Raw genomic sequence first — 19274 nt, 5'->3', positions numbered from 1 at the left:
GGTCGAATGAAAAAAAAGCCGCATATTATTTTATTTAACCCTGATCAATGGAGGGGCGACGTATTGGGCCATATGGGTAATCCTGCAGCAATAACGCCACATTTGGACCATATCGTTGCTAACGATGCCGTTTCTTTTCAAAATGCCTTCTGTCAAAACCCTGTATGCACGCCAAGCCGTTGCTCATTTATGTCCGGATGGTATCCACATGTTAGAGGACATCGCACCATGTATAATATGATGAAGCCGGATGAGCCGGTATTACTAAAAACGTTAAAGGATGAAGGGTATTTTGTCTGGTGGGGCGGCAAAAATGATCTAGTTCCAGGTGAAAACGGATTTGATGCCTACTGCAATGTGAAATACAAACCTGAACGTTCGCCCAAGCCTATGTTTGGCGGGGATTTAAGACGCGGACAACCGGACAGCGATACATTTTACTCATTTTATGTGGGTAAGATGGAAAATGAAAGTGATGAAGAGTTGTATTACGACTCCGACTGGGCTAATGTTTTAGGAGCCATCGAGCTAATAAAGAATGCCCCTACGGACCAGCCCTTATGTATTTATTTGCCAATTATTTACCCGCATCCGCCATATGCTGTAGAAGACCCTTGGTTTAATCTTATCGACCGATCCCTTATTCCGAAGCGGATTTCACCGGACATGCTCTCAAGCGACAAGTCGTCCATGATGTCGGGACTGCGAGAGAAGCAACATATGCAGGACTGGACAGAGGAACGATGGACTGAGCTTCGAGCCACCTATTACGGCATGTGTTCGCGCGTTGACCATCAATTCGGCATGTTAATGGATGCGCTTAAAGAAGCCGGGATTTATGATGATACTGCTGTTTTCTTCTTTTCAGACCATGGGGATTTCACAGGGGATTACGGGCTGGTTGAAAAAGCACAAAACACGTTTGAGGATTGCTTGACCCGGGTTCCGTTTATCGTAAAGCCCCCGTTACATAACAAGGTCAAACCAAGAATCAGTGAGGCGCTTGTAGAGCTTGTAGACTTGTCAGCCACCGTGCATCATTATGCAGGAATCACTCCTGATTATACGCATTTCGGCCATTCCCTTGCTCCTCTCATTGCAGGAGAAAGGGATGAACATCGAGATGCTGTATTTTGCGAAGGCGGCCGATTGCACGATGAACTCCACTGCAACGAGTCGGCCCCGGCTAACGAAAATACCTCCATGTTGTATTGGCCTAGAGGCGAGATGCAGCGAAGCGAAGGCCCGGAGCACACCAAGGCCACGATGATCCGTACAAAAAACTTTAAATATGTACGGAGATTTTACGAAACAGACGAATTATACGACTTAAACCAAGATCCTGGTGAAACGCAAAATAAAATTAACGATAGCTCTTTAGCAGGCGAGCTGCTTCTTCTAAAAGAGAGAATGTTAGATTTCTATCAAGAAACCTGTGACGTGGTCCCTCATCATAGAGATTCAAGAGGTCTGCAGATATCGTGACTAAATGAGGGAGCCTGATCATTGTGGATAAAATGCAAACAAATCGGAAGATCCGTTAACGACACTTGGATCGGTTTACTGATATATTCAAAGTATCCATTAGTGGAGAAAAATTGGGGGAGGTTTTATAGATATGAAAAAAAAGATAGCGCTTACCGTAAGTTGCTTGTTGCTAACAGGGACCATCGCGGGATGTTCGGGGGGACAAGTCGTTGATAAGAAAGAAGCGGCGGGCGGCAAGGCAGTAGCTAACGATCTTGGAGAAAAAATGACAATTAACCTAATGACACGAAGCTACGCCGGAGGGGGATGGCCGCCTAATCATCCTATCATAGAGGAACTGAACAAAAAGCTTAATATTGACCTCAAGATTGAATGGGTTCCCTCTGCCAACTATCCAGAGAAGCTGAATGTTTTGGCAGCAGCTAACAATTTCCCGGATGTATTTTATATGACGAACACAGAGTATGTGAAGTGGCAGGAAAGAAATGTGTTTATGGATGTTAAACCCGAATTGAGCAAGTATCCCAACATTACCAAGTATATTCCGGAAGTGTCGTTACAACACTTTAACCCGAAAGATAAATATTACGGCATTCCCTTCTACTATCAAGAAGCAAGGGACTCGCTCGCCATGCGCAAGGATTGGCTTGATAAACTAGGACTTAAGGCGCCGGAGACGATCGATGAATTCTATGAGGTGACAAAAGCATTTGCTACAAAAGACCCAGATGGCAACGGAAAACAGGATACGGTAGGCTTTTCGATGGAAATTAGTCCAGGAGGTGCTTTCGGCTTTAAGGGTACCGCAAATTACTTGACTGCCAGCTTTGGGCTTGCGAACAAATGGAAGTTGGATAACGGTAAACTTGTCCCGATGCAGGTACAAAGTAAAGAGTTGAAGGATTTCATAGGGTTTATGCGTAAGGCGTATGCAGAGGGTGTATTAGATAAAGATTTTCCGATCTTAAAGTCACGTGATTCACTTAATAAGCTGGAGGCAGGAAAATCCGGAGTTGCAAATGTAAATCCTCAGCAGCTTTATATCGAAACCTTACCTCCTTTGATGAAAGTGGATCCTAAGGCTGAACTCGTTCAGATCTTACCGCCCAAAGGACCATCAGGCAAGAGCGGAATGCCGGGCGACCCTACGTCGGATAAAATTGTCATTAATTCGAAGCTCGACCCTAAGAAGCAGCAAAGAATACTGAAAATGATGGACTATTTGTTATCGGATGAAGGTTATGATTTGGTTAAGCATGGCATTGAAGGCGTCCATTATAAGAAAATCTCTGACACCAAATACGAACAGTTGGAGGCATCGACGAAGGACAGACAATTTTTGCTTGTCGGCTGGTTTTTCAAGCGGTTTGATCCGATGTTTTTAATTTATAAATGGATGGATCCTAAGGAGATAGCCACGATCAAATCGTATTTCGATAATAATGAGAAAGTAAAAATAGCAAATGATGGCTTTGGCTTTGTTTCCGAAACGGCAACGAAGGTTGGAACGACCATAGACAAAAAATGGATGGATTCAATGGTCAAAATTATTGTAGGTCAAGAGCCCATAGATGGCATTGATAAAGTGATCGCCGATTGGAAAGCAGCTGGGGGCGATGCCATCATTAAGGAAATGAATGAACAATATCAGAAGCAAAAATAATTCGAACAAAAAGGAGTTAACGCAGTGAGTCAGCCTAATATATTATTGATTATGGTCGACCAATTCCGTTTCGATTGGATGAGCTGCTCGGGTACGTGGTTTGTGGAAACCCCTCATATCGATCGCATCGCTGCGAGGGGCATTCGATTTCAACAGGCGGCCTGCAACAGTCCTGTTTGCGGGCCGAGCCGCTGCTCTTTGGCGGCAGGTGTGTATCCTCATCGAGTAGGAAACCTCGAAAATTTCATAAACTATCCTTTGGAGCAGCCCACCTACTATCAAGCTTTGAGACAAGCGGGCTATCGAGTGGCTGTAGTCGGAAAAACAGACTTTCATAAGGGGGATCATTTTTATGGGATGAATGGGGATCTTCCGTTGATGTATCACCTTGGTTTTACGGATCCCCATCAAACCGAAGGTAAAATGAACGCGGCGTTTCGACGAAGCCAATTGACCAATTTTGATATGGATCCAGATAACGATAATCATATCGCCGGGCCGTATCAATTCTATTTACGTGAACACGGTTTATTAACCGCTTTCGTAGAAGATTATCGTCTACGTTTGGCGAAGTCGAAGGTATGGAAAGCATGGCCGTCGCCTCTTCCGGCGGAACACTTTCATGATAGTTATATCGGCCGTAAATCATGTGAATTTCTGGAGCAAGTCACATCGGAAGTGCCGTGGCATTTATTCGTAAGCTTCGTCGGGCCGCATGATCCATGGGACGCTCCAGCCCAATACGTGGATGCCTTCCTGGATAAGACATTTCCCGATTCCATTAAGGATACTCTTGACAATAAGCCAGAGTGGATTAAGAAAAAGGTTAAAAAGCAGACAGAAGGGATGTCTGAGCAGGATGTAAACCAGGTTAAGCGGCATTATGGAGCTGCAATCAAGTTAATTGACGACTGGGTAGGGAATATGTTAAATAGCTTGGAACAGAGGGGATTATCGGATAATACCGTGGTCATCTTCTGCGCGGATCATGGAGAGATGATGGGGGACCACGGTTTATTTCAGAAAAGCACGATGGATGAGGGAGCTTTACGCATTCCCCTTATTATTGCCGACCCGCGGGAAACTAAGACCGGAACAAGTGGAGCACTTGCGGAATTAATGGATCTGCACCCAACTATTTTGGATTTAGCCGGTGTGGAGTACATGCAGAGTCGTTTAGATGGTAAATCACTGGTTCCGCAAATTAAATTTGAAACCGAGCATCATAAAGAATATCAATTTAGCGAACTGAATAATGTCCGTATGATTTTTGATGGCAGGTACAAGTTTATCGAGAATCATAACGACTTAAATGAATTATACGATCTTCAGAACGATCCGCATGAGCTAGTAAATATCATACAAGATTGTCCTGAGCTGGCGAAACGCCTAGTGATTAGTATGATGCTGCTAAGAAAATAGGGAGGTGCTGATCATGAGTGTTTCTTTGGTAACCAAAGCAGCAAACAAAAAGAACGAGTGGAAAGATTGGAAGCGTGGTTTACCGATATACTTGATGATTATACCCGGGTTGCTGTTCTTTATCATTTTTAAATATATTCCCATGGGCGGTATTCTCATTGCTTTTCAAAATTATGATCCGTTTGATGGTTTTCTCAAGAGCAAGTGGGTAGGCTTTGAGCACTTTCAACGGCTATTTCAAGATCCTGATTTCTGGCAAATATTCAGCAATACGTTAATTATAAGCGCCTTGAACCTATTCTTTTTTTTCCCTGTACCCATTATCCTGGCGCTGCTTTTAAATGAGGTCCGGCATAGCTGGTTCAAGAAAGGGGCTCAAACTCTAGTTTATGTCCCGCATTTTTTAAGCTGGGTAGTCATTGTAAGTATGACCGCGTTGTTATTTTCCACTCAAGATGGGGGAATTAACAATCTGCTTTCGACTTGGGGTTATGAACGGATCGAATTGATGACTAATCCCGCTTATTTTCGCATGTTGTATTTATTTCAAGTGATATGGAAAGAAGCTGGCTGGAGTGCGATCATTTTTCTTGCAGCGCTTGCCTCAGTAGACCCGACTTTGTATGAAGCGGCACGTGTTGACGGCGCAAGTCGACTAAGGCAAATCTGGCATATCAATTTACCGGCACTTCGTTCTACTATTGTTATTCTTTTTATTTTAAGATTGGGACATGTAATGGATACTGGATTCGAGCACATTTTACTCCTTCAGAATTCGCTGAATGTCGACATTTCTGAGGTTTTTGATACTTATGTATATCATGTCGGCATTGTGCAGGGAGAATATAGCTATACAACCGCTGTAGGTCTATTTAAAGCGTTTATCGGATTAGGGCTTGTCTATTTGGCAAATCGAGCTTCCCGTAAACTGGGTGAGGAAGGGGTATATTAAAAATGAAAAGAAATTCAAGCATTAAGTCGTACCCATCATTTGATATCTTAATATACCTACTACTCTCTTTAATTTTGCTATGCATTTTGCTTCCATGTATCTATATCGTTCTAAGTTCATTTTCTACTAAGCATGAGATGCTAACAAGAGGCTTTTTCCTTATTCCTTATCAATGGACATTGAATTCATATGGTTATTTGTTCAGCAGTCACAATTTTACTACTTCTTATTGGAATGCTCTGCAAATTACTGTGGGCGGGACGGCTGTCAGTATTTCAGCCACCACTCTAATGGCCTACGGATTATCCCGAACTTGGTTGAAGGGAAGAAAAGCTTTAAACATCATGGTTATGTTTACGCTGCTATTTAGTGGAGGAATTATTCCCCAGTATTTGCTGACTAGTCAACTCGGCCTGTTGAATAGCTACTGGTCCTTGTTTTTGAATAATGCCATATTACCTTTTAATTTGATCGTAATGAGAAGTTTTTTTCAGAATACACCGAAAGAGCTGGAGGAATCAGCGCGAATTGACGGTTGTGGAGAGTGGAGATTGTTTTTCCGAGTTATTTTGCCTTTGTCCATGACTTCTGTAGCTACATTTATTATGTTTTACGCGGTGTACTACTGGAATAGTTATTTCCAAGCCATCCTGTTCATTAGTGATTCTCAAAAAATGCCATTACAAGTATTTTTAAGACAAATTATTTTGGAGTCGAGCAATTCTCTCGAAACAACAATAAATGGGTATGAGTATGGACAGCCCGTGCAGATGGCAGTTGTTGTCGCAGCTTCAATCCCGATGCTGATCATGTATCCATTTTTCCAAAAATATTTCGATAAAGGCATGCTGGTCGGCTCCGTAAAAGGATGATCCATAGAGAGCCAATGACATGACATGGTATACTTAAATTGCGTGTTCAAAAGAGTTTTTTTGAACAACCTCTAAACATATAGTGTCGGAGGTCACGGAGCCAATTCATTAAATTACTGGATGGTGTATCTATGTATCAGATCATGGTTGTCGAGGACGAGCACTGGATTCGAGCTGCAGTCGGAAAAATGGTTGAACAAAAAGGGGAAGCCTATCAAGTAGTGGCGGAAGCTGGAAATGGGGAAGAGGCTCTTGAGCTTATTTATACGGTTTGGCCAACCATTGTTATTACCGATATTAAAATGCCTGTTCAAGACGGGCTCTGGCTGGTTCAAGAGATCTTCGAGAGGCAACTGCCGATCATATCCATCATTCTATCTGGTTACAATGAATTTGAATATGCCCGACAAGCAATAAGGTATAACGTAAGTGATTATTTACTTAAACCTGTATTGGAGGAAGAGCTTAGCAAGGCGTTGGATCAAGCTCGAGAAAGGGTTCCGCAATTCGAAAATTTAAGAAGCTTCTTTTTAATGATTCAGCAGTTTTTCGACAAAATTCAGGACATGGGTCCCCAGACGGTTTTTCAAGAGCAAGCTGAAATCGTACAACTGATATCTTGCGCTCCTACATTACAAGACAGTGAGAAGATCATTTTATTCAAAACGTTTTCCAATAAATATAATGATTTGATTCAAAGTATGAATCCTTCTTATGAACGCCTAACAATCGCTCAAAATAGAATGGAGCATGTAAACCTTCATTTTCTTAGTTTGACGGAGCACTGGCTGACATGCTTTAAGACTCTATTAAATGGAGGGATGCGTCAGATCATCCGTAAAGCATGCGAATACATGCAATCCCATTTTTTTGAAGATTTATCTGTCTCCGATATGACAAGTCGCTTCCACATTAGCGTTTCTCAGTTTAGCTTGCTATTTAAAAAATATACAGGACAATCATTTATCATTTATTTAAATACGTTGAGGATAGAAAAAGCTAAGCATCTATTGATGAACGGTGACCTGAAGATCTATGAAGTAGCGGAGAAGGTTGGGTTTAATTCACTGCCACACTTTAATCGTGTGTTCAAACAATTCGCAGGAGTTTCGCCTAATGAATACAGAAAGTGTATGAGTATATGAGACTGACCATGAAACAAAGAATAGCTAATATTCACTCCCGATTTTCAATCAAAACAAAGTTGACAGTTGCTTTTCTTCTGGTGGGTCTTCTCACCATTTTAATAATGGGTTATTTATCATACACCTATTACACCATTGGTATTAAGCGAGATTTTTACCGCATCTCTCAAGAAGCAACGATTCGTCTTAATCATCATATCGAGTTTTATATTTATCAGCTGGCGAAATCGACCTCGTCCGTTGCAAAAGATGAATTAATTCAGAAGTGGCTGCAAGGCGAACAGGCGCTTTCCCTGGAACAAATAGCGGATGTTCAAAATCTACTGCGAAAACATGTGGCGCTTAATTACTCCGAGATCGTTGGGATTTTTCTTCTGACTCCGGATGGACGCAAGTTGGCTATGTCTACTTTGGCATCGACATCCATGGATCTATTTAACGATGAACCTTGGTTTAATAATGGATTTCCGGAAAAAATTTCGGTTCTTTCGACACATACGGTAAAGTATTATCCCGGTGACGTGCGTGTCCTTTCGTTAGAGCTACCGATATATAGTATCGCAAATATGGATTTTTTAGGGAAGATGGTCATTGATTTTCATTTAGACGAAATTCAACGTACATTCGAAAAGACTAACTTGGCTCCAAAGGGCCAATTCTTTATCGTCTCAGATCAGGACTCGATCGTCTATCATCGAGAATATAAATGGCTAGGGGTTGCCCGCAATGAAACAGAGCTTGGGAAATTGGATCTTTCGGATAATGAAAGTGCATCTATCCAACAATGGGACGGTAAAAAGACCCTAGTTGCTGTGACAAAATCGGCTGAAATCGGCTGGAATTTCGTGTCTATCGTTCCATTTGACGAGATGGCGTCAGCCACAAAAAATACCCCTAATGCTATGCTAATTGCTTTTATGATTATTGCTGTATGTATTATTTCGACCGTTCCGTTTTTATCTGGAGCTTTCATGAAGCCGATTGTCCATCTTCGACAAGTCATGGGAAGTGTGGAGCGGGGGGATCTAACCGTTCGGGCTTCCTATATATCGGGTCAAGATGAATTTCAATATTTAAACCGCAGTTTTAACAATATGATTGATAGAATCAATGACTTGCTGGAGACTGTTTCCACCCTGAAGTTGAAAGAAGTAAGCCTTCAGCTCAGGGAAAAGGAAGCTCTGGTTAAAGCGTTACGAAACCAAATTAATCCTCATTTTTTATATAATTCGTTGGATATTATTAAAAGCATGGCTTATTTGGAGGATATGCCGGAAATTGTAAAGATGGCCCGCAGTCTAGCTGATTTTTATAGGTATACCGCACAGGATACGAATGGGATTGTAAAACTTGAAGAGGAATTATCTCAATTAAAAGATTACTTATCGATTATCCACATTCGTTTTCCAGGGACTTTCCGGAGTAAATTTAGTGTAAATGAAAAATTCATGAATTGCCTGATACCCAAATTAATCATTCAACCTATTGTAGAAAATGCCGTTAAGTATGCAATCGAACCTAAAGAGGGACAAGGGACTATTATTATTAATGCATTTGATGACCGCTCCGATCTTGTCATAGAAATAGCAGACAACGGGCCGGGGATCGAAAATAATCGGCTGATCGAGATTGAAAAATCACTTTCTCAGTTTAATGAAGGCTCTCATTTCGTAAATGGAATACAGCAATCACTGGGTATAGCTAATGTGCATGCACGTATAGTTTTAATGCATGGAACAGATTATGGCTTGAGGTTGGATTCTTTCGAGGGTCGCGGGACCGTTGTGTCCATTCGTTTGCCGTTAAATTTCATTAAATAATATAATTGGAGGTAGAACTTTATGCGCGCTATCATGGTCATGTTTGATTCACTGAATCGCCATATGCTCCCAAATTACGGATGTGACTGGACACATGCACCGAATTTTAAACGACTGGCAGAGAAAACGGTAACCTTTGATAATTGCTACGTCGGCAGTATGCCCTGCATGCCAGCTCGAAGAGATTTGCAGACAGGACGTTACAATTTCTTACATCGGAGCTGGGGACCGATTGAGCCTTTCGATGACTGTATGCCTGAGAGGCTTAAGAATAACCAGGTGTATACACATCTTGTGACCGACCATCAGCACTACTGGGAAGACGGGGGGGCTACTTACCATACTCGGTACAGCTCCGTGGAATTCGTCCGTGGACAGGAAGGCGATCCTTGGAAAGGTGAGGTTAAGGACCCTGATATGGCAGAAACGGAAATTCCCCGTCTCAAGGCTCCTGTGTTTCAGAAAATGGCTCGGCAGGATACGATTAACCGCAAGTATATAGAGGCGGAGGAAAACTTCCCTCAGGCGATGACCTTTAATCTGGGTTTGGAATTTATGGAGAAGAACAAGGAGGAGGACAAGTGGTTTTTGCAAATCGAAACGTTCGATCCGCATGAGCCTTTCTTCAGCTGCCAGCATTACAAGGATTTATATCCTCACCCCTATAATGGGAAGCATTTCGACTGGCCGCCTTATTATTTTGTACAAGAATCCGAGGATGTCGTTCAGCATGGCAAATATCAATATGCGGCACTGCTTAGTATGTGCGATCATTACTTAGGACGTGTACTCGATCTGATGGATCAACATGATATGTGGAAGGATACCATGCTGATTGTCAATACTGATCACGGCTATCTACTCGGTGAACATGGCTGGTGGTCAAAGTCGGTGATGCCGCTGTATCAGGAAATTGCCTACATACCGTTTTTTGCTTGGGATCCTCGATTGGGTATTAAAGGGGAGAGAAGATCGGCTCTTGTCCAAAATGTCGATGTAGCCCCAACGCTGCTTGAATTTTTCGGGGTACCGCTTCCGGAAGGGATGAGTGGAAAGCCGTTGAAGGATACGATCCTGACGGATGCTAAAATCCGGGATGCAGCTCTGTTCGGCTTCCACGGCAGCAGTGTTAACATTACAGACGGACGGTATGTGTATATGAGAGGCCCGGTATCTCCGGACAATGGTCCTTTATTCGAATATACGCTTATGCCTACGACCATGAGGAGCTTTTTTGCCTTGCAGCAGCTTCAAAATATTGAACTGCAGGAGCCATTTGCTTTTACCAATGGCTGCCAAACCATGAAAATTCGTGCAGGGTCAGGCAGGGTGAGTCCTTTTCAATACGGTTCGAAACTGTTCGATCTAGCGAGTGATCCGCAACAAATCCAAGAAGTGGAAGATAGCGACACCGAATTGCGACTGATTCACAGGATGGCCGAGCTGATGAGTGAAAATGATGCTCCGCTGGAACAATATGAGCGGTTGGGCATACCTAGGGATGGAATCTTGAGCGTCTCCCAATTAACAGAGCAGAAACAAGAAGTAGAGCAAGCCATCGAGATTCCGGTCCTACAGGAGCGTTCTTGGACGCGGGGGGCTCAGCTTCAAATGTGGACGCTTCTTAATACGATACCAAAGGAAATGCGAGATCAGACTCTAGAGAGCTTCAAGCAATATGTAACCGGTTTAGCCCTTATGAACATTGAAGAAGAAGCTATTCTTGGCTTTATCAACGTGATGCTGCCTTCTGAAAGAAGAGAAATGGCCTTATACTTTATCAGGCTGGCGGGGCGAACTAGTTAGGTTAATTATGGGATTAAAGGGATAATCTAGGTTAAAGTCGTGTAGATGGTCTGTCGTACGAGTTGATATTGCTAAACATGGAGTAGTTTGCTGTAGCAGCGGACTGCTCCTATTTTATTGAATATACGAGCGCATTGTCTTCAATAGATCATTCTGCAAAACTCGTACTAGCGACAAAGGCTCTGATTCAGGGCTAAGCGAGCTTCTAAACTATGAGGATAAGTACTAGTTGCATTGCCACGACGCTTTTTACCCCATCGTACGGTACGAAAACGCCGTTCAAATAGTTGTTCAATTTCTCATTCATAACATCAAACCTCCCTATAATAAGTTTTCAAGCACGCGTTTTGTATACCCCAATTGCTATTGTTGCGGGAGTAAGTCGCCTTACCCTTTTCGGTAATCGTAAAATATTTATGCCATCCGCCTTGAGATTCATCGCCCCAATACCACTCGATATCACCGTCCACCTCAAGCCGCCGGACACTGGAGTACATCGTGGCTTCCTTTAATTCATACTCGTCGCCCGGGCGCTCGGCAATCAGTTTGACAATCTCGTACCCGTAGCGGTCACCTCCGCATTTTTATAATACGAAAGCTACTATGACTATCTAGGTAGTGTGTCAAATGAAATAGTTTGTTTGAAAATTATAGTATCTATTTATAATGATATCTAATAAATTCGGTCTATAATGATTATATTTCTGCTCCATATGGACAAAGGTTAATATATGTATATTGTTTGCAACGACCTAACCCCATATATTTATCTGTGTAAGTGCTTTCATTTTTGCTATGAAGGGGGATGCAATTGCTCGTTATTGGTTATTGATTTTTCCCGAACGTGTTTTCCTACAACAGACAGCCGCAACTGGTGCACTGCCAGATAAAAGACTGCCTAGCTGAGTTTTTATTCTGGTGCCGCCAGTCCACCCGCAGCCACGGCGCCATACGGAAGGGGGAAGCATTTATTATTGCGGGTGTGAAGGGACAGCCTTCAAATATAAAAATATAAGAGGTGTATGTATGATTGTAGTAAAGAGAGTAGTCAACATTCTGATCAGCGTTCTTCTTGTGCTCAGTATGTTCCCGGCAATCGGGTTTGCAGAGACAGGCGACGGTGTAGCTGCACCCACAGGTACTGCGCGCGCAGGCACTTGGTTTGAAACTGCGTATGCCACTTGGACAGGTAAATCCGTCGGTGGATACCGGGCTTACGTCCGGACTTTGGGCGCTAAAGACTGGAGAGATAACAGCCCAATCACAGGCTGGCTTGTGGACTGGAAAGAAGTGGACGCCCAGCTTGTCCGCAAGGTGGATCCTGCCCGCAACACCTGGCGTGTGGATATTCCCGGCCTTCCCAGAGGAGAATACGAAATCCAAGTCAGGGCGACTGACGGGACGACCGTTCTTCACTCATTCACCGAACTTAAAACTTCGTCTTTCCCGCGTAATGGCGCAGCATTTGTGCCTTCCAACGTAAATACTTTCCCTGGAACCCACAATTTTGCTCTCAATGGGGCCATAGGGGGATATTTGCCGGATGGCAGAGAAGATCCTAATGCTAAAATAATCTATGTAACCCATGAAAATGTAAAGACTTCCCTTCCGGCGGATGTATTCACAGCAGGCAGAGGATCTACTGCAAATGCGAGAACACCTCTTGTCATTCGCTTCTTGGGTACTGTCGGCTCTTTTAATGCGGTCACCACAAAAGTTGCCGACTCAGGCCAGGTTGGACCTTCGTGGATGAATGACAGCCGTGAGATTTTGATCGGAGCGGGTAACGGCAATGTAACCTTCGAAGGTATTGGCCCCGACGCTACGATCTTTGGCTGGGGCATATCCACCAACGGTGCCCATAACTTGGAATTCCGCAACCTTCATTTCGACCAGTTTTATGAAGACGCCATAGAGATTCACGGTGGCGGTACAAGTGTAAGGGCTTCTAATGTATGGGTACATCACAATACATTTGGATACGGGCAGAACAAGTATCTCAATCTGAATCAAGACCCAGACCAGGCAAAGGGTGACGGTGCTACAGACATAACCAACCACGCAAGAAACTATACGGTTTCTTACAATAAATATGTCGAAAGCAGCAAGGTCTTGCTGATTGGCGGCGGCACCACTTCTATGAGCAATCACTATGGAACCATAGATCACAACTGGTTCTCTGGCACGGGGGAAAGAACCCCTCGTGTGCGAAACGGCAGGGTGCACGTGTTTAACAACCTGTATGAAGATGTCCAGGGGACAGCATATCATAATCAGCTCTTGGACAGAAGCACGGGGTATGGTATTGGCGGGGCCCACAACGCCACCATATGGGCGGAAGGCAATATCTTTGTCAACGTAAACTACCCTTTCCTTAGAAGCCGCCAGGGCCATGCGAGGGGCTCTCAAGCCATTGATTATATGCCCGGGCCCGGCGAAACCAGCACCGCTAACGCCGGATTTAACCATTTCTTTGGAGACGCTCCCGGCTTTATTATCGCAAAAGAGGATGTAACTGACGGCGACTTTCCTAGTAGTATAGCTGGCTTTAGAAATACCTCAGATTATATGCCCGGTCTTACAGATCAAGGTCTTCAGGACCTTAAGACTGCTGTGCAAAGCCTTCAGCCAAATATTCTTGATGAGTCTTCTCGTATGAACTTTGACCCGAAGCTGGATATTGGCGTTGTAGTTGCTGCGGGTTCGACCACTACGAATCCGGCTATGACCACAAGCCCCGCATCGCAATTGGATTGGTCATTCAGGCCAGCAGATAATAATGTCGTATGGCCGACAGGAACCGTGGAACAAGCGGATGCTTTGAAGAACGAAATTAAGGCCTATGCAGGCGCATTGCATGCAGTAACTCCCGATTCGGCTCCCGCAGCCCCTGTAATTTCAAACGTCAAAGTCAACGACGAAAAGCGTTCTGCTTTCAGCGATGCTGCTGGTACATTTATACCTTCACCCGGAAAGATTGTTGTCTACAAAGACACCTTTACAATCGGTTGGGTCAACAAGGATGTTACGACAGACCATTATGAAATTCAGTGGGATAAGGGAAGTAACAATTGGGAAACCCTTGGAACCGTTACAGCGAATTCCAGGCCAACTACCTTTATCACTCAGAGTATTGACCAATTCGCCAACTTGAAAAGCATTTTGGCACAGGCCGACAACAGGAACGCAACATATGCCTTTAGGATAAAGGCGGGCAATTCCTTCGGAGAAAGTGATTGGTCTAATATTTACGCGATAAGCGGCGATGATCTGTTGGTGACGTTTAACACCGACGGCGGCAGCACGGTTGCTCCGCAACGCGTGCGTGTCGGTGACGCAATCACTGTTCCAGCGCGTCCTAAAAAGGACGGTTGGGTATTTGTGGGCTGGTACACGGATAAAACCACCAGTGTCCATATGTGGGACTTTTTGAACGAAAAAGTGGCTGGTTCCACGGAGCTGCACGCCAAGTGGGTCAAGGTGGACGCGACGCATCGCCTGCTGAACGCCTACGCCTCGGCTGAAGAGCTTGAAAGCCCTTACGTCGCGGCGACGCTGCAGACCTTGGGAACGTTGTCCACAAACGGACGCGATCTGACGCTGCCCGCGGGCACGACAGTGTACGTTGCCCCCGGCGTGTACTGGACAGATTTGACGTATAAGGAAGGCGGCGTGATTGCATCTCCGAATATCGGGCTCAGCATTCAGGGCCAAAACATATCTTTCATCGGCCTTACCGCGGATGCTACTGAGACGATCATCTGCGGCAACCGCGGTGAGGGGGGCGAAACCGGCTTAGGCGCGAATGGCAGCTGGTATTCGCTTGGTATCTCATCTGGCTTCCACAGTGAGAACATCACAATCGCAAACTACGCGCAGCAGGATTTGGTTTATCCGCGCGATCCGTCACAAAATATCAGTAAGCGCATAGACTCCAAAAACCACGCCGAGGTTTTAACGAGAGCCAACGGCACGGGCGCGCCAGACAAGCTGTACTTTAAAAACACGCGGTTCGTCGGCTATTTGAACATGATGCTTAACCTTGCGCCCACCCGCGCGTATTTCTTAGACAGCTTTTTCCAACAGACCGACGACTCCATTTTCGCCGGCGGTGTCAATGTGTACGAGAACAGTACCTTCAACTTCTTCGGCAACCACCCGTCTGTCAGCGGCGCCGGTAGCGGCGGCATCAACGCCCTGCTGGGCAGCACAATCGTCGGAATGCCGCAAATGACGAGTACGGATGTTTATCTTGCGAAGACGTCCAACGCAATCGGCTCTAGCGCGACCGGTATCTACGCCATCATCGATACCAAGTTCACCGGTCGTATTCAATCCGTCGAATGGGAAAACGTGGTGCGCGAGGACGCCCGACACTTTGTGTCGAACAACACAATCGGCGAAGGAAGAACGCCGCTCGTAATCAGCCCGTCCCAGCCGCAAACCTCCGTTTCGCTTTCTGGAGACGCCCTTAAGGCCTTTAAGGTAGGCGAGGAATACAACGTGTATAACCTCTTAAAGGGTACTGACGGTTGGGACCCTAAAGGCCAGAACAACGCTGATTGGGCACCTTACACCAACCTGCCGTATCGATTCTTAATCGGAGCAACGGGTAAAACGATGTATTCCGACAAAACAGACGCCACCAATAAGGCCGTATTGACGCCCGCACCGGCACCGGCGAATTCTGTCGACGTAAAAAATACCGCTTGGTCGTACGATACGAATCTATTGAACGGCACAGTCAATGCCACGACCGGCGTAATTACGCTGACTGCCAAGCCCAACAATACCGGCGCTATCGTTAAGACGATTGTGACAGGCACGCTTCCGAGCGGTATGTCGGCCGGCGCTACGCTGTACATTCGCCCGCTACCCGTCCCTGCGCCTGTAGTTGCAGTGACTGCGATCAATATCAGCGAAAACCTTGCGAAGCTCAGCTATACGCTGGATCAGCTTGGATACAAGGATACGTCCGTCATCGAATGGTACCGCGAGACGGGTCCCGATACTACAAATGGCATTCATATCGGCACGATGCGCAACGACGCTAACGAATTGTTCGTAGACGATCCGTTTAAAAATTACGCTCTTAATAAGTACGACGTAGGTTACTACTTGCGCGCCGTTATCACACCGAAGTATGAGTTCAGCTCCACCGGCGCTCCCATCACGGTATACACTACACGTGCAGTCACGTCGGCCGACGTAACGGAAAAGTCGCTCTATACCGACTTTAAGAATTTGTATGTTACCAATGAAAACAATACCACCACGAAGGGCAGATGGTTCTTTGACCGCGTGAGCGGTACAGCAGTGCCGTGGGGATGGGGTATCGGCAGCAACGGCACGGATAAGATTTGGGGTCTTCAGAACAATTCCGGCGGTACGAGCACCAGATTCGTGTTCGGTCAAACCGGCAGCTACGGTGACATGTCGCTAATCCTGAACTACTCCACAAGCAAGGTAGAGGGCCAGGGCTTCGGCGGCAACACCCAGTTCATGGATATCTATGTTAAATACGATCCGGCGACCCGCACGGGATACTACCTGCACGTAGAACGTACCGCTGCCGGCGGCTCTAATGCTACGATATGGACGCTGTATAAAGATGACGGCACCACTCAGACCGCGTTGAGCGAGCCACTTAAGACAGCCGCGATGATGCCGAAGAGCACCATTACCGTTTCCGTAACGGGCAGCACCCTTCGCGTACAGGCTTCTACACTGTCCGAGAAGACGCCGCTGCAAACCGAACAAAATCTGCCCAATTCGGTTGACATCTCGTGGACGGATACTACCGGCGCATTGGGTAATAACATGTTCGGCGGATTCGGTATCCGCATTAACAACACTGGCAACTCCGCTTACGACTATGGCAACACGGGTACCAATAACACAGTCATGCTGCACAACGTGCGTGTAAACACCACCGAACGTGCTGCAATTGATACGACAGCACCAGTTTGGCCAGTTGGAAGTACTCTTGCCTCAAGTAATACGACACAAACAGGTACAACGCTTACATGGACTACAGCAACAGATAATGTAGGTATTACAGGCTACAAAATATATAATGGTACATCCCTTTTGCAGACAGTAACATCAAATGTATATTCATATGCAGTAACAGGGCTCACCGCAGGTACATCCTATACCTTCAGTGTAAAGGCTGTAGATGATGGTAATAATTTGTCAGAAGCAAAAACGGTTAATCTTACCACACTTGCTTCAACTGATACGACAGCACCGGTTTGGCCTGCTGGAAGTACGTTCACTGCAAGTAACACAACCCAAACAGGGACAACACTTACATGGACTACAGCAACAGATAATGTAGGGGTTACAGGCTACAAAATATATAACGGTTCGTCCCTTTTGCAGACAGTAACATCAAACGTATATTCATATGCAGTAACAGGGCTCACCGCAGGTACATCCTATACCTTCAGTGTAAAGGCTGTAGATAATGTAAATAATTTGTCAGAAGCAAAAACGGTTAATGTTACGACTCTTGCTTCAGTTGATGCGACAGCACCGGTTTGGCCTGCTGGAAGTACGTTCACTGCAAGTAACACAACCCAAACAGGGACAACACTTACATGGACTGCGGCAACAGATAATGTAGGGGTTACAGGCTACAAAATATATAACGGTTCGTCCCTTTTGCAGACAGTAACATCAAACGTATATTCATATGCAGTAACAGGGCTCACCGCAGGTACATCCTATACCTTCAGTGTAAAGGCTGTAGATAATGTAAATAATTTGTCAGAAGCAAAAACGGTTAATGTAACGACTCTTGCTTCAGCTGATACGACAGCACCGGATTGGCCTGCTGGAAGTACTCTTGCTGCAAGTAATACGACACAAACAGGTACAACGCTTACATGGACTGCAGCAACAGACAATGTAGGAGTAACTGGCTTTAAGGTATACCAGGGCTCAACACTGCTTACAACAGTAACGAGCGCAGTAAACAGCTTTAATGTAACAGGGCTCACGGCAGGAACCACCTATACTTTCGCAGTACAGGCAGGGGATGCGGCAGGCAACTGGACTACCAGCGGGCCGAACGTGACAGTGACAACAGAGGTGATCCACCGATCGGGAGGCAGTTCCACAACGTCAGCATCACCATCTTCACCAGGAACACCGGCAGAACCGACAACGCCAGCATCACCATCTTCGCCAGAAACACCGGCATCAGTGGTATCGACTACCCCTGGCCAACCGGTATTCGATCTGAGCAAACCCGAGTCGGTTTCCGTATTGAAGGAGGTTTTGAAAGAAAAATTAAAATCTTCTAATGAGTCTGTAACGTTCAAAGATGTATCCGAACATTGGTCAGCCGAAAGTATAAATGTGTTCTCGAAGCTTGGGCTTGTTAATGGTTACGAGGATGGCACATTTAAGCCGAATGCTCCTATTACTCGCGGAGAGTTTGCTGCTATCGTTGCCAAAACCTTCAATATCGGTACTGGCGAATTGAAGACTGCTCAGTTTAGTGATATCAACGGAAGCTGGGCTAAAGAAGCGATCTTGGCACTTGCATCAAATGGTATCATCAACGGATATGAAGATGGCACATTCTACCCTGAATCTAATATCACCCGTGCAGAAATGATCGCCATTATCGCCAGAATCATTAACCTGACTACAGTTCAAGGAACAAGCAGCACTGCGTTTACCGATATTGGAAATTCATGGAATAAAGGCCAGATCGAAGCAGCAACAAAGGCCGGCATTATTAACGGTACGGGTGAAGGTTCTTTTGCTCCAGACAAAAACTCGACTCGTGCCGAAGCATTGACCGTATTGCTTCGCTCCTTAAAATTGAATCCTGAAATTGCTTCTTTGATTAATTCTTTGAAATAGAAACAAAACAAAAAAGGTGTTGGGGCATTTCATCCCAACACCTTTTTTAAGTACGTCCAGTATGGACGTGAGGAGATGACTTTCGAATCATGGTTGAAACAAGATTTATCATGAGAAGTCAACAGAAGCCGTATTACCTCATAATATTTTTCGCCATTTCATATTACAGAAATAAGTTTAAGATTCCATTTAATGGTATTATTTATCAGGAGAGAAATTTAGCAGTTT

Annotated in this window: 9 protein-coding genes and 1 pseudogene; 9 read left to right on the top strand and 1 reads right to left on the bottom strand. The window is 45.0% G+C overall.

All coding sequences use genetic code 11. The features are described 5' to 3' along the window. Positions 1 to 6 precede the first annotated feature (6 nt). From NV381_RS13195 to NV381_RS13160, 8 genes are all read left to right on the top strand, one after another. Entirely contained in the window at positions 7 to 1485 is a 1479-nt protein-coding gene (locus NV381_RS13195) for a sulfatase-like hydrolase/transferase (RefSeq protein WP_258213750.1), read from the top strand. A gap of 133 nt (positions 1486 to 1618) precedes the next feature. Beyond that, a complete protein-coding gene (locus NV381_RS13190; protein WP_258213749.1) occupies positions 1619 to 3151 on the top strand; it encodes an extracellular solute-binding protein in 1533 nt (510 codons plus the stop codon). Positions 3152 to 3175: 24 nt separating this feature from the next. Then, positions 3176 to 4573: a sulfatase gene (locus NV381_RS13185; protein ID WP_258213748.1), complete on the top strand. Its 1398-nt coding sequence runs from the start codon at positions 3176 to 3178 to the stop codon at positions 4571 to 4573. 13 nt (positions 4574 to 4586) lie between these two features. Further along, a complete protein-coding gene (locus NV381_RS13180; protein ID WP_258213747.1) occupies positions 4587 to 5525 on the top strand; it encodes an ABC transporter permease in 939 nt (312 codons plus the stop codon). Positions 5526 to 5527: 2 nt separating this feature from the next. After that, a complete protein-coding gene (locus NV381_RS13175) occupies positions 5528 to 6397 on the top strand; it encodes a carbohydrate ABC transporter permease (RefSeq protein WP_258213746.1) in 870 nt (289 codons plus the stop codon). A 131-nt stretch (positions 6398 to 6528) separates the two neighbouring features. Then, complete coding sequence (locus NV381_RS13170) at positions 6529 to 7542, top strand: helix-turn-helix domain-containing protein (protein ID WP_258213745.1); 1014 nt, start codon at positions 6529 to 6531, stop codon at positions 7540 to 7542. A gap of 8 nt (positions 7543 to 7550) precedes the next feature. Then, positions 7551 to 9362, top strand: coding sequence for a sensor histidine kinase (locus NV381_RS13165; RefSeq protein WP_258213744.1), 1812 nt, complete (start codon positions 7551 to 7553; stop codon positions 9360 to 9362). A gap of 21 nt (positions 9363 to 9383) precedes the next feature. Beyond that, positions 9384 to 11168: a sulfatase gene (locus NV381_RS13160; protein ID WP_258213743.1), complete on the top strand. Its 1785-nt coding sequence runs from the start codon at positions 9384 to 9386 to the stop codon at positions 11166 to 11168. A gap of 321 nt (positions 11169 to 11489) precedes the next feature. On the opposite strand, the pseudogene NV381_RS13155 reads toward NV381_RS13160, so the two are convergent. Next, a pseudogene (locus NV381_RS13155) lies at positions 11490 to 11740 on the bottom strand (PadR family transcriptional regulator); the annotation flags it as partial. A 454-nt stretch (positions 11741 to 12194) separates the two neighbouring features. Between NV381_RS13155 and NV381_RS13150 the strand changes: the two are divergent. Further along, a complete protein-coding gene (locus NV381_RS13150; protein ID WP_258213742.1) occupies positions 12195 to 19046 on the top strand; it encodes an S-layer homology domain-containing protein in 6852 nt (2283 codons plus the stop codon). The last annotated feature ends 228 nt before the right edge of the window (positions 19047 to 19274 follow it).

Origin of the sequence: Paenibacillus radicis (ex Xue et al. 2023) (genome assembly GCF_024722015.1) — a bacterium.
In the GTDB taxonomy this organism is placed as follows: Bacteria; Bacillota; Bacilli; order Paenibacillales; family NBRC-103111; genus Paenibacillus_S.
This window is presented reverse-complemented; position numbering and strand designations above follow the sequence as displayed.

What these genes read in the sequence shown, in the direction of transcription:
- NV381_RS13160 (WP_258213743.1), top strand. Translation starts at nt 9,384, where the DNA reads ATGCGCGCTATCATGGTCATGTTTGATTCACTGAATCGCCATATGCTC.
- NV381_RS13170 (WP_258213745.1), top strand. Translation starts at nt 6,529, where the DNA reads ATGTATCAGATCATGGTTGTCGAGGACGAGCACTGGATTCGAGCTGCA.
- NV381_RS13175 (WP_258213746.1), top strand. Translation starts at nt 5,528, where the DNA reads ATGAAAAGAAATTCAAGCATTAAGTCGTACCCATCATTTGATATCTTA.
- NV381_RS13190 (WP_258213749.1), top strand. Translation starts at nt 1,619, where the DNA reads ATGAAAAAAAAGATAGCGCTTACCGTAAGTTGCTTGTTGCTAACAGGG.
- NV381_RS13150 (WP_258213742.1), top strand. Translation starts at nt 12,195, where the DNA reads ATGATTGTAGTAAAGAGAGTAGTCAACATTCTGATCAGCGTTCTTCTT.
- NV381_RS13165 (WP_258213744.1), top strand. Translation starts at nt 7,551, where the DNA reads ATGAAACAAAGAATAGCTAATATTCACTCCCGATTTTCAATCAAAACA.
- NV381_RS13180 (WP_258213747.1), top strand. Translation starts at nt 4,587, where the DNA reads ATGAGTGTTTCTTTGGTAACCAAAGCAGCAAACAAAAAGAACGAGTGG.
- NV381_RS13195 (WP_258213750.1), top strand. Translation starts at nt 7, where the DNA reads ATGAAAAAAAAGCCGCATATTATTTTATTTAACCCTGATCAATGGAGG.